This is a genomic window from Bacillus sp. 220_BSPC (genome assembly GCF_001054655.1).
GTDB lineage: Bacteria > Bacillota > Bacilli > Bacillales > DSM-1321 > Peribacillus > Peribacillus frigoritolerans.
The window spans coordinates 16549-29511 of sequence record NZ_JVPL01000022.1 but is presented as its reverse complement, the minus strand read 5'-3'; the positions used below and the strand labels follow the sequence as shown (position 1 = coordinate 29511).

Here is a 12963-nt window from a genome sequence, read left to right as displayed (position 1 = left end):
GGGGTTCAGAATTTTTTAATTCCGAACCCCTTTTGTCTACAAACTGAGGCAATTAATTTATTAATTGTCTTTTTGCTGTTTTGTTAGTGTCATAAACGCACGCCCCCTACTTAGCCTGCTCCAGGGTCATTCAGAACTTCCTGACCCCCGTCTCCCATAGGGGAGTTTTTAATTTTTTCCCAATCCTCTATAAAGTCTTAAGCATTAAACATCGGTTGCGTTGTAGCGGGACAAATCGTTTTAACGGAACAAATAGATGAAAGGCTAATAGTGAAATTACCCATTGCTCTGTCAGTAACTATCACTTGTCCGGTAACAGCATCAAAACTGTGTAACTCTACAAATATAGGTTTAAATGGTTCAGCGGTTGTAGTGAATCCAATGATTGAACCTATGGTAGAATTTCTTAAAAACTCACTTATTTGTTGTCGGGTCTGACATGCTTGTCCAATTGGCGAAAATCTTTTTTGTTTATGCCCTTTGTCCTTTGCTTTATCACAGCAGATGAGTTATCATGGCTGGATGAATTATGACCGCAGAATGGATAATGACGGCATAAAAAATCATTACTTAAATTCATAAATATCACTCCTTTTTCTACTATATATAAGAAAAAACAAAACATACTTGTACAAATTTACTAAATTCCCTGCCTTTATCGGATCCGAGTGTTTCGTAATCGTTACAAAGTTGGAAAAGAGTTTGTGAAAGAATGTCCTTAAACTAACGGGTGGATTTTGGAACAAACAGGAATTGTTTTACGTGTTATAGAAAGTCATATTAGGGAGGGATCCATAGATGTCAAACCTTGATAATGAAGAAATGCTAACAGGAGGGAATGTTTCTGATGTTTATCGTTCAGGAGATACTGTGCGACGGGAATTAAAGCCTGATAGTCCCAAAATTCATAAGCTATTGAAGCATTTGGAGAATAAAGGTTTCAGTTATGCACCAAAGTTTTTAGGTATTGATGAAAAAGGAAGAGAAATATTATCATTTATTGAAGGAGAAGCTGGTAATTATCCTTTAGAGGAATACATGCGGTCAGACGATGTCTTAATGGAAATAGCGAAAATGCTCCGTCTTTATCATGATTCTGTCAGTGATTTTTCATTTGATGACAGCTGGCAACCGATAGATAACACCCCACAACAACCTGAGGTGCTGTGCCATAATGATTTTGCCATGTACAACATTATTTTTAATCATAAAAAACCAATGGGTATTATTGATTTTGATGTTGCTGGACCTGGTCCAAGACTTTGGGACATAGCTTACACACTGTATACTTGCGTTCCCTTAAGCAGATTTCATCTTTCTGAAGCAGGTGAGAAAGTTTATTACCATTCATTACAGCATGGCACCCGTATAAAACAAAGAGTCAGATTGTTTCTTGAATCTTACGGTGAGGGAATAGAAGCAAACTATTTGGAAATGGTATTGCTGCGATTAGAAGGGTTATGTAAAACAATTACAAGAAAAGCCAGTGAAGGGGACATTGCTTTTCAAAAGATGATAAAGGAAGGGCATGTTGAACATTATCAAAACGATATTAATTTCATTCGGAAACATGGAGAGGAATGGATGTAAGGGTGGGCTATTGTTGAATTAACGGGTGCTTTACTTCAATAAGGGTTTTAATCACAAGAAAAGAATCCATTTCGATCAAACTTTTTTCAAAATGGATTCTTTTTATTTACGTTAATATGTGGTTCAGGAGAGGATTTTGATCAGTCTTGATTCTAAAATTACACATGGATCTTAATTAGTTCTATATTTTTATAAATGGACTTATGATCATTAATCAGCACCTATATATTCAACTCTTAGGGGATTTTTCACCTGATAATTATCCTCATGATTCATCGCATCTTTGAAAACTTCATGCCTTTGCCCTTTCCTAGTTTCTTCAGAAAAGAGAGTTCGAGCTACAGAACATATTCTCATATTTTCCCTTCATCCGTATCATATCTTTTTTGTGATACACACTTAAAACCAGACCAAACAAGAAGGCGTTGATCATCGCTGATAAAGCACCATAACTCATAAATGGCAGGGATACGCTTATTATTGGTAATAAGCCGAGAGACATTCCGATACTGACAGTTACCTGTGCAGTGAATATGGCAAAACTGCCAGAAACAAGCATTTTCCCAAATGGGTCTTTCACCGTTCGGAATATAAGGGAAATTCGCCAGATCATCCATAAAAACAGCAGACCAATGAACAATGCCCCGGTCCAGCCAAGCGTATAGGTAATGGTTACAAAGATGAAATCCGTCATCATTTCATTAGAAAAATCAAATGCTCCAAGGGAACCAAAATGGCCAAACCATCCGGCATCCTCAATTAGCCTTTCTAGTTTCAAATATATATACCCCGATGTCTCACTGAACTTTTCAGGCGTAACGAAGGCAAAAAGTCTCTCAAATTGATAGGCCCTTATATTTTTCAAGGATATAAGCAGAAGTGAAACACATGTAGTAAGCAGGACCGTTGCAGTGATAAGGATTTTCCTTTTATTTAGTCCGCTCTTCCAGACCATGACAGCGACCATCAATGAATAAAGCGCCACCGCCTGCAAGTTGACTGTAACCATAAACAAAAAGGCGGAACAAATGTATAAAATGGCAGCCAAATAAACATTCATCTTTTTTGATTGCAGCATTCCGGCCCAGGCAAGCAGTAAAAGCGGCAGAACCACAATAGAATCGACCGAAAATAAACCCATAATATTAATACGAGGACTGCCGTTCACTAAAACATTGGAATAATGGAACTGAACAAGAATCAGACAACCTATCGTAAAGAAAGCCCAGCCCCATCTCTGAAGTTTCCGATAATCGAAAAAAAGAAGGACACAGGCCAAAATGACACTTCCTGTGATAGAATATACCTGCTTCAGCACGGAAAAGGAATGACCATTCTTAAATAAGAACCAAAACAAAAACAGACCCGAAGCTGACATGAATAGAAACATGCTCATTAGCTTCCAATCAATCTTCGGCCTGTGCAGCTTGTCCATCTTCTGTCCAATGACAGCGGGACTTCCCATTTTTCGGACAGCCAGTTCCTCTGCTTCATCCTCTGTATATCCTTTTTTGACCAGTTCAGTTTTAGCTTGATGCAAATGGGCCTTTAATTCAGCTTCTATATATTTTTTTGCTTCTTTTGATCGGATATATGACGAAACCTCATCTAAAAAATGATTGCTTCTCAATTGGTTCCTCCTCCTTCAAACGCTGTCCGCCAACGAGCAGAGGCGGAATCACTTTTAGATTCCTTTTTCTTTAGCCACTTTTTCGCACGTTCATCCAAGGAATAGAGCTTTCTTTCTTCCGTTTCCCAACAAGACTGGATCCAGCCTTCCTTCTCAAGCTCATGCAAGACAGCATATAAGGAGCCTTCGTTATTTTCAAATTTCCGGATGCCTTTCTGGTAAATAGATTCGTTAATCTGATAGCCACTTTTTTCCTCATCTAATGATCTAAAAATACCAATCAAAATGTCTTCCCTACTCACATCCTGCTTTTCTATAACAGTATGGATGGAGTGTCTATGGTTTTCCGTGAATTTTAAATCACGAAATGTATGCTTTTTCATAGCCGATTTCAAACGCGCTAATTTATCTTCCATCGGTGGATTCCTCCCAATAGGTTTTTAACCTTCTTTTCGCCTGGCGCATCCTGGTCTTTACCGTTCCAAGTTTGACTCCGGTAATTTCAGAAATTTCCTTGAGCTTCATTTCCTGAAAATAGTGGAGATAAATAAGCCCACGATACTGGATAGGCAGCTCCATAACTGCAACAGCAAGCTGCCTGTCTTCATCCTGCTGAATGACCTCTTCTTCCACATTATCGGTAGAAGTCCAATCTTGCTCCTCTTCCGCAGTCGAAACTTTTCGGAAGTACCAGCTTTTCCTATAATCCTTACAATGGTTAATAGCAATTCTCCAAAGCCACGTCCTTATATTTGATTGTTGGTTATACGTGGGCAGAGCCTTATAGCATTTGATGAAAATCTCCTGTGTCAGGTCCTCTGCAACAACTGCATCTTTTACATAGGAATAGACCAATTGCAGAATATCCTGGCCATAAAGGGACATCATTTCATCAAGTAAGGATTCGTCATCTTTCATTTGAGACCATTTCAACACAAACTCCTCCAAAACAGTTCACACTTCCTTCCCTAGATATATAGACGATAGTACTTATATGAAGGTTTTCTTTTTTTAAAAATTATCCCTTTGTTACTATGGAGTACAACTGAAAATCTTGAAAACATTTTAAGAATCAGAACAGGAATAGTAGAATATATCCTTCCCTGACAAAATGCAATCAGAAAAGTTAAACCATTTATAAACATGATAAATCGAAATCACTACTTTCTTGAATAGGAGAGAAGGGATTATTTGTAAGTGAGTCGAAGTTAATTACATTAAGGAGAAAGAAAATTATAAAGAAAGCGGGAGATCTATTGGATACAAAAGAGGTATTGGGGCGATTCGAACAGGTGTCTGCATACTATATTGAAGAGATAAGTAAATATTCGCTGGATGAGTTTACGAGAAAGCCTTCTGAGGATGAATGGTCATTAGGTCAAATGTACAATCATTTAATAAAGAGTACCCTTCATCTTCATTTGAAAGCCATTGAGCAATGTGTTAATGGCACTACTTCCGATGGCGGTGAAAAAACAGAAATAGGCGAATCGATTTTCAAAGAAGGGACGTTTCCTCCAATCAGGTTAAAAGGTCCGGATACACCGGATTTCACACCGCCAAATCCTACAGGCAAAGAAGAAGTAAAGGAAGGACTGCTTCAAATCGTTGTGAAAATGCAAGAGATAGAGAGAAAGCTCTCTGACATTCCAGCCAGCCAGAAAGTTCAGCACCGGAGAATGGGATACTTAAATGCAGAGGAATATTTTCAGCTAATCGAAATGCATTTCCGGCACCACTTTCGGCAAAAAGAACGTATCGATCAGTTTCTTTTAAAAGTAAGTAAGTAAGTAAGTAAGTAAGAGTAACGAAAAAAGCCCAATTTCTCAATTTTAATGCTGAGAAATTGGGCTTTTTAATATGTTTATTGAGAGGGGCAGGATAGTGGAATAAATATATCAAATATAAGTATTAGGGGGAGTTGAATGAAAATGAATGACGAAAAAATGGGTTCGGCCAGTGGAGTGGTTATCGCTGTAAGTAAAAGTGATAAACACACATTCAGTAAGGAAAATTGCAATAGCATAAAACTGTTGAAAGGTTTGGGCGTTGAAGGAGATGCCCATTTAGGTAAAACCGTTAAGCATCGTTCACGTGTAGCGGCTAACCCCAATCAACCTAATCTCAGGCAAGTTCACCTAGTTCACTCAGAATTATTAGATGAATTAAAGGATAGGTTTAATGTTGCAGCTGGACAAATGGGTGAAAATATTACGACAAAAGGTATCGATCTGCTTGAATTACCGAAGGATTCGTTACTATATATTGGGGAAACGGCAGTTATTAAAGTAACAGGCCTGCGAAATCCCTGTGCCCAAATTGATCAATTTAAATCTGGACTAATGAACGCTGTTTTAGACCGGGATCAGCAGGGGAACTTGATACGTAAAGCAGGTATCATGAGCATAGTTTTGGAAAGTGGTGAGGTTCACCCCGGAGACCAGGTTAGAATTCAATTACCGCCCTTACCTCATGCACCACTTGAGAGGGTTTAATGTTTTCTTATAAAACTGTTTTTATTTTATATAAAACCATTAGGGGGTTGAAGAGGCAGCCTTTTTCTTATGCCATTGAAAGTACGTAAGCGGCAATAAAATTCAACAAGAAATTCGTTTGAATTACAGGTAAATTATGGTATTGTGAAATTAGAGGTGATTATTTGAGGAAATGCTTTCTTTTTATAAGCCTATTTTTTGTTTTATTCTTTTTAAACGCTTGTTCATCAAATCCTTCTCTGGAACTAGTAGATGCGAAAGTTGATATTGTTAAAGATGAAAATTTGCTTGGGGCAATTGGGATAACTGAAGGGGAAAAAAAGGGAGATAAGCTGATCCCGACAGCTTTATTTTATGAATTCACCATTAAAAATACAGGTAATAAAACAGCAGGTATTGAAGAAGTTGATAAAGGAATTGAAATCAAGATTGAGCCTAAGGATAAATTAAAAGCAGTGTCAGAGGACGTCATGGGCTTCAATATTTATAATCCTGAAGATTATAACGGGAGTGGTGTAGGGTTCGGTCATTCTTTTTTCTCAGTTCTTAAGCCTGACGAAAAGGGTGAGTATACTCTTAACTATGATTTAGGTGTAAGCGAAAAAAATTCCCAAGTTCCATTGCTTGTACCTTCAAAAGAAGAATTAGAGAAACTAAGGGAGTATGCATTTGATGCTTTTTTAGTTGTAACAATTGAAAATGAAGAAATAGTAAGAGTCGACCTGAATAAATATAAAAACTAACAGGTGCTTTTTGAAGATCGGAGCTGTCTTTAAGATAGCTTTTTCTTTATGCAACTAAGAGAATGGAGGTTTTAGATGGACACTAAAATATTATATTATAAGAAATTTGAAGGTAGTGTAAAATCTATCGACTATGTTAATTGGGCTATACATATGCTGGAGAAAGATTTTTCAACACAGTCATTAAATATTCTATCTTCCTTTAGTGAACCATTAAATATTTTTGAAGTTGAAGATTATTTTTCAAGAATTATAAGGGAATTGAGTTTGCAGGAACCATTACACGAAGAATGTGCAAAGTATTATCTTTATGATTTATTAAGTAAAATAATAAATGGTGAAGAGGATGTTCTTGAAATTGCTTATGAGATATACTACGTAACCCGTGAACATTTCACTAATGAAGAATTATCGGTATGGTATGATATCAGTGAAAAAATTGATGACTATCGATATGGTGATAACATTACAAAAATAACCAAGGGCGATTTAATTGCCGCAATCGTGTCAGAAGCTAAGAAACAATTAAATAGCAATTTGAATTTAAACTAACAAAAAAAGAATTTCCACTATACTTCAAAATTCATAATCAATCAATAACTTGGGAGTTGCTTTGGCAGCTCCTTTTCGTTTGTAACAAACGGGGGGAGTTAGATCAAGAAGGAACTATGGTAAAATAAAACAATATATTAGAAAACTATAAAAGCTTTACACATGGGGGATTTTATTTTAATAGTCATAGTTGCAAAACTACAATACTAAAACCAATGAGGATTTATGCAAGAAACAATTAATCAATTTTTAGGAAGTGATTTCAATGGGCAATGTTATTTGGCAAGAAGACAGTGATTATTACAAATTAGCACCATTAACTGATGAGATGGTTAAAAAAGCAGAAGAAAAACTGAAAATAAAATTACCACAATCGTACATAAATATCCTCAAAGATCAGAACGGGGGATATATAAAATTCAACTCGTATCCTACTGACGTTCCAACATCGTGGGCTGATGACCATATTAACGTTGACCATATTTTTGGCATAAGTCAAGAAGACGGTATATTAAAAAGCGAATATTTTATAGAAGAATGGGAAATGCCACAAGGGCTGGTTTTGTTTAATGGTGATGGCCATACTTGGATTGCTTTTGACTATCGCCATGTTTCTTCTGAACCTCCGATTGTTTATATAGATAATGAAGAAGAAAAGATTATAAAAATAGCGAACCATTTTGATGAATTTTTAGAAGGACTATATACGGAAGAATCCGAACCGTTTGATGAGGTTGAGCCTCAGATGGAGGGATATAGCAAAGAGGATTTTGAAACCCTTATACAAAAAGATAATGTAGAGGAAATAAGTAGTGTAATTACATATCTGTCGCAATTTGAGTCTGATGTAGATTGGGTAAGTAAGCAATTTATGATATTGAGTAAACATCCTGATAAATACTTAAGAAGTGATATTGCTAACACTGTATGGAATTTTTTAACTTATCGGTTAGATAATGAAACAATCCATGAATTTATTGAGGTTTTCAAAAATGATACAGATATTGATGTGCGAATGTACGCTGAGATGATTATCGAAAAACTTAACTATTCATATGAAGATTTGAAAAAGGATTTAGGTTTTGATAATAGAGTCAGTTTTTCTTATCAAGACCACATTTATCACATTAATGATCATTCTGGCCAATGGCATCTCTCAGATTATGAATTCGATTTACAATCGTTTAGTACAACGGAGGAGCTTCTACAACAGGCAACATTGGATGGAAAGTCTTTAGAGGAAATATGGGGTAATGTGAAAATATTATATGTTGGCTAATTAACTGACAAGCTGGAAATCGGAGCTGTCTTTAGACAGCTTTTTTTAAAATTCAATAAGAATTGGAGTTTAATGATGTTTCAGATAAGTACATTTCTAGTTGAAATGAGTGATGGTGAAGAGCATTATATATCCTTAGATGACTCTTTGAAATTAAGAGGGATTTTTGAACATCGAAAATTTACTCCGGAGTATATTCACAAGCATATAATGATTCAGTTTAATAATCAAATTGTTGTCGGAAATGATATTCCTAGTGGTTTAGATTTATGGAATGATTATATATTGGGTTTAGAGAAATTTTTAAACGGAGAAAACGTGGAAATACCTTATGGGATCGATCCATATCTTATGAAGTTAACCTCCATAAATAGCAATTCATTGGATTTTTCTATTGTGGGAGATTGGGAACCTGTTAAGGTGTTTGCAGAAGCTATATTACCGAAAAGAGAATTCTTTGAAGCCATTTTAGATGGAGCAGCACAATTTTGGAATACTTTGATTGATTATAAAGTATTTGAAGAAAAAGAGATAAAGGACACAACAGCTAAAGAATATCCGAAACTAATGATTAAAGAAATTGAAAAATTGAGTGGGAAGGTAAAAACTTTGTTCAAGTAACAGGAGTTTTACTAGAGCCAACCTTTTCAAGGGATATCTCGGCAGGTTAGTTAAAGAGGGAATTGCCAATTCATATAATTAAAAGGCTCTAAGACTCTGAAGGTAATAGAATGTATGGGGTGGACATGTTGAAAAAATGGGAAAATGTTGCTTGGGGTAGTACAATTTTTATTGTATTGACTTTCCTTCCTCCGTTTCTAGATATAATTGGTTTTTCATTTTGGCTTAAATCAGTATGTATATTGGCAGTACTTTTTGGAGTTCTTTCAATTGTATCTAAAATCAAAATCCTTCAGAAACAGATAACAAATAAAGTTTGCTGGTTGTCTTTGATATCAGCTTTCATTTTCGTAACTGTATTGTCTGAATTTATTCAATAAACATCGATAAGGAAGGTTGCTGAGGCAGCCTTTTTCTTATGGAACTATAGGTGCAGTTGAGTTGAATGAATATATCCTTCATAGTTAATGGCTCATTTCGTGTGTAACTCTACACTTGTTTTTTTATTTTATGTCTAACTTGCGTAGTATTTACAGAGAAGAAAGCTTTTCCTTTAAATATGTCCCCCGCCATTTCGATTTCGACCGAAAAAAACCGATTTGGAAAAATTCCAAATCGACTTTTTTAATAGGATTACTTTTTGGGTTTTTTATTTAAAATAGTGCGCAGTTCATTGATATCATCATCAGATAGGGTATCTTCGTGAATGAATTGGACAAGCATGGATTTCATGGTTCCACCATAGATACGTTTGATAAATGATTCGGTCTCGGCACGCTGGCACTCTTCCTGTGAATAGAGCGGGTAAAAGGTGTAAACTCTTTGATCTTTATTGACACCTACTACATCTTTTTGAACCAATCGATCGAGAAGGGTCCGTATGGTTTTCGGTTTCCAATCGGTACTTTCCTGTAAGGAAAGTATGATGTCATTCGCTGTTTGAGGGGCTTTATCCCAAAGTACGTTCATGATTTCCCATTCTGATTCTGATATACTAGGAATGTTTTTTTCCATATTTCTCCCCTTCATTTTCATTATAGATTCCTAACTCCTTTAAAATTGATAAAGTGATTTCTCCCGCTTTGCTTCCAGAAGAATCATCTTCATTTTGTATATTGGTAGCAAAGAAATAAGTGTTGTTCTTCGTCTCTACATACCCGATAAACCAACCATTGATGTTTTTTCCATTCACTGCTCCTGTGCCTGTTTTTCCTGATAGGCGAGCTTCTTCATTCTTTTCTAAGAGTAGTGCTTCCTTCACGGCTTGGATATGTCTTTCCTTATATCCAAATTGATTGTTATAAAAGGCTTGCAGCAGTTGGACTTGTTCGACAGGAGAAATTTTTAATGAGGATTCGTTCCAGAATTCACTAAATTCCCCGGATACATCGGAATTTCCATAGTTTATCTCTTGTAGATTGGATTGAATGGTTTTAAATCCTGTTCTACGATCTAATTCTTGAAAATACCAGTTTACAGATTTTTGTAAAGCAGATGAGACATCCTGATCCATATTCCAAGCTTCATAGGGTTGCTCCGTCCCATCCCATGAAAGTTTGGATTCTTCGGGTGATATCACATTTGATTCTAGAGCAAATAAGGCACTATAGATTTTGTATGTGGAATCAGGTGATATCCGCAAAGTGCTTTTCTCTTCATTATAAATGCGATATTGCTGTGCGTTATGATCATATAAAACAAAGCTTCCTTCATACCCTTTAAAGAATTGATGTAAATCCTCATGAACTACTCCGTCATTTTTAAAATAGTATCGGTCGTTTTCCGTCGCAAATGCGGAAACGAAAGGTAATTGGATTGTCAAAATGATACTGGCCAACACATAAATGAAGACGCTTTTTCTTATTGATTTTTTTGCGGAATGCTTATAGGCAGAAATTTGTTCAATTCGTTTTTTGATTTGAAGCTTCGAACCGTTTAATTGTGTCACCAACTGTAGATTACTTGATCGTTTTGAAAGATCCAAAAAATTAATGATAGTATTTCCATAATCACTAATGGAATGGTCATCCAGTAACTGTAAAACAGATGTATCACATGCGATTTCCCGATCCAATCTCATTTCTCTAAAAGCAAGCCAAACAAGGGGATTAAACCAATATATGATTTGATAGAACAATATCACGTAATTTGTCAGCAAATCCTTGTTTTTATAGTGATTCAGTTCATGAAGAAAGATATACTCGTAATTTTTCAAGCTAAGCCAGTTTTCATGCTGAGAAGGTAAGACGATATATGTTTGAAAAAGCCCGAATATCATTGGAGATTGGACTTTATTCGAAATAACAATCTCTATTGGTTTTTTTATCTGCAGTCTTTTCTTGCATTCTTCGAAAAGCACGAGAACTTCTTGATTGGAAAACGGAGAAGAATAATTCTTTATCCTTCTGATTGTGAGCCATCCACGAACCATAGTAAAGGTAAATAAAAGCATCCCTGACAACCATAAACCCATCACTCCCCTATTTAGTAAGGACAGGTCTGGCCGATTGACCGATACAGAAAAGTCTTGTATGAGGTGTAGGCCCTGTATCATATCAGTCCCAGTTTTTTTCATATTAGAGCTGGGTACATTAATCTGATTTATATCGCCGCTGCCAAAGAGAGAACTAAAATTATATAAATCAGTAGGTATGAATGGAAGTGCTAAAGCGATAAAAAGAAACATCCACAAATGATAGTGCCATTTTGCTGTTAATTGTCTTCCAAACCATTTTCGTATAAGCAGGATAACAGTAACGGAAAATGAAGACACCAATAGACCTAATATAAAGTAGGTTAAAAACATGTCCTTCAATACCACCTCTCTTGACTTTTAAATTAACAAAAACAGGTATATAGCAAATTTATAGTGGCTTGATGGTAAAAAAATAAAGAATTGACTTTGTTTGATTACATATGTAATACTATACTACAGATGTAATCAGACTACAAACGTAATCTGTTAAAACTCCTTTCATGAGGTTGTTTTTTCAATACGTACATAAGAGTCTAATCAAATAATTAGGAGGTTTACATTATGAACAAAAGATGGTTTTATCAAATACTGGCACCAATAGGCTTGGTGCTTATGGTTGCTGGCTGCTCAGATGAGGAAAAACAGGTTGTACAACAATCGGAAACAGAACAAACCGGGGGAACTAACCAAACATCGGAAAATATTACGGCAAAAGAAGCCACAATCAAGAAATTTGAACAACTTGAGAAGGAATATGATGCAAAGCTTGGGGTCTATGCCATTGATACAGGAACGAAAGAAACCGTGGAATTTCATGAGAACGAACGATTTGCGTTTACATCTACTCATAAGGCTCTGGCTGTAGGAGCACTTTTACAACAGAAATCAATAGAAGAACTTAATCAAAGAATTACCTATACAAGTGAGGATCTTGTTAATTATAATCCGATTACCGAAAAGCATGTTGATACGGGGATGACTCTTAAGGAGCTTTCTGATGCTTCGCTTCGATACAGTGACAATACTGCTGGAAACCTTATCCTTGAACAGCTGGGGGGACCGGCTGGATTTAAAAAAGTACTGGAGGGAATTGGAGATAATGTTACCAACCCTGAGCGAATTGAGCCAGATTTAAATGTAGTTAATCCTGGTGAAACGCATGATACGAGTACACCAATAGCACTTGCTACTAGTCTTCAGGCTTTTACATTGGGAGATGCACTTCCAACTGAGAAACGTGAACTTTTAATAGATTGGATGAAGAGAAATACTACTGGAGATGCGTTAATTCGTGCTGGAGTGCCGAAAGGTTGGGTAGTGGCTGATAAGACTGGAGCAGGATCATATGGTACGCGAAATGACATTGCGATCATTTGGCCATCAAAAGGAGATCCTATTGTTCTTGCTGTACTTTCAAGTCGTGATGAAAAAGAGGCTGATTATAACGACGAGCTTATTGCTGAGGCGACAGAAGAAGTAATTAAGGCCCTTAAAGTCAAAGGTAAATAGAATATGATTGTACTAAAAAAGGTTACGTTAAGTAGCCTTTTTTAGTGGATTAATTCCTATAATGAATA

At 36.1% G+C, this 12963-nt stretch carries 12 protein-coding genes and 1 pseudogene; 8 read left to right on the top strand and 5 right to left on the bottom strand.

Going from position 1 to position 12963, the window contains the following annotated elements:
- Nucleotides 1-798: 798 nt before the first annotated feature.
- Nucleotides 799-1590, top strand: coding sequence for a phosphotransferase (locus ADA55_RS01550; RefSeq protein WP_048678183.1), 792 nt, complete (start codon nt 799-801; stop codon nt 1588-1590).
- Nucleotides 1591-1909: 319 nt separating this feature from the next.
- Here ADA55_RS01550 and ADA55_RS01545 read toward each other — a convergent pair whose 3' ends face one another.
- Genes ADA55_RS01545 through ADA55_RS01535 form a run of 3 tightly spaced genes read right to left on the bottom strand, consistent with a single transcriptional unit; the run spans nt 1910 to nt 4168 of the window.
- Nucleotides 1910-3220, bottom strand: coding sequence for an FtsW/RodA/SpoVE family cell cycle protein (locus ADA55_RS01545; RefSeq protein WP_048678180.1), 1311 nt, complete (start codon nt 3218-3220; stop codon nt 1910-1912).
- On the bottom strand, nt 3217-3636 hold the full coding sequence (locus ADA55_RS01540; protein WP_048678177.1) for a PadR family transcriptional regulator: 420 nt from the start codon (nt 3634-3636) through the stop codon (nt 3217-3219). Before ADA55_RS01540 ends, ADA55_RS01545 begins: the two co-directional genes overlap by 4 nt.
- Entirely contained in the window at nt 3626-4168 is a 543-nt protein-coding gene (locus tag ADA55_RS01535) for a sigma-70 family RNA polymerase sigma factor (RefSeq protein WP_048678175.1), read from the bottom strand. The genes ADA55_RS01540 and ADA55_RS01535 overlap by 11 nt, the downstream gene beginning before the upstream one ends.
- A 308-nt stretch (nt 4169-4476) precedes the next feature.
- On the opposite strand from ADA55_RS01535, the gene ADA55_RS01530 reads away from it, so the two are divergent.
- The 6 genes and pseudogenes from ADA55_RS01530 (at nt 4477) to ADA55_RS01505 (ending at nt 8910) form a co-directional block, all read left to right on the top strand.
- Nucleotides 4477-5010, top strand: coding sequence for a DinB family protein (locus tag ADA55_RS01530; RefSeq protein ID WP_048678173.1), 534 nt, complete (start codon nt 4477-4479; stop codon nt 5008-5010).
- A 141-nt stretch (nt 5011-5151) separates the two neighbouring features.
- Nucleotides 5152-5715, top strand: a complete 564-nt coding sequence (locus tag ADA55_RS01525; protein ID WP_048678187.1) for an MOSC domain-containing protein — start codon at nt 5152-5154, stop codon at nt 5713-5715.
- A 164-nt stretch (nt 5716-5879) separates the two neighbouring features.
- Nucleotides 5880-6458 carry a hypothetical protein gene (locus ADA55_RS01520; RefSeq protein WP_048678171.1) on the top strand — a complete coding sequence of 193 codons (579 nt, stop codon included), beginning with the start codon at nt 5880-5882 and terminating at the stop codon, nt 6456-6458.
- A 75-nt stretch (nt 6459-6533) separates the two neighbouring features.
- A complete protein-coding gene (locus tag ADA55_RS01515) occupies nt 6534-7010 on the top strand; it encodes a hypothetical protein (RefSeq protein WP_048678169.1) in 477 nt (158 codons plus the stop codon).
- Between the two features lie 265 nt (nt 7011-7275).
- Nucleotides 7276-7719, top strand: a pseudogene (locus ADA55_RS31175) (SMI1/KNR4 family protein); the annotation flags it as partial.
- 645 nt (nt 7720-8364) lie between these two features.
- A complete protein-coding gene (locus ADA55_RS01505) occupies nt 8365-8910 on the top strand; it encodes a hypothetical protein (RefSeq protein WP_048678167.1) in 546 nt (181 codons plus the stop codon).
- Nucleotides 8911-9543: 633 nt separating this feature from the next.
- Here the strand turns inward: ADA55_RS01505 and blaI are convergent.
- Together blaI and ADA55_RS01490 are read right to left on the bottom strand one after the other, a co-directional pair.
- A complete protein-coding gene (blaI, locus tag ADA55_RS01495) occupies nt 9544-9924 on the bottom strand; it encodes a penicillinase repressor BlaI (RefSeq protein WP_034304552.1) in 381 nt (126 codons plus the stop codon).
- Entirely contained in the window at nt 9905-11716 is a 1812-nt protein-coding gene (locus tag ADA55_RS01490) for a BlaR1 family beta-lactam sensor/signal transducer (RefSeq protein WP_048678161.1), read from the bottom strand. The genes blaI and ADA55_RS01490 overlap by 20 nt, the downstream gene beginning before the upstream one ends.
- Nucleotides 11717-11947: 231 nt before the next feature.
- Between ADA55_RS01490 and bla the strand changes: the two genes are divergently transcribed.
- On the top strand, nt 11948-12895 hold the full coding sequence (gene bla, locus ADA55_RS01485; protein WP_048678158.1) for a class A beta-lactamase: 948 nt from the start codon (nt 11948-11950) through the stop codon (nt 12893-12895).
- Nucleotides 12896-12963 lie beyond the last annotated feature (68 nt).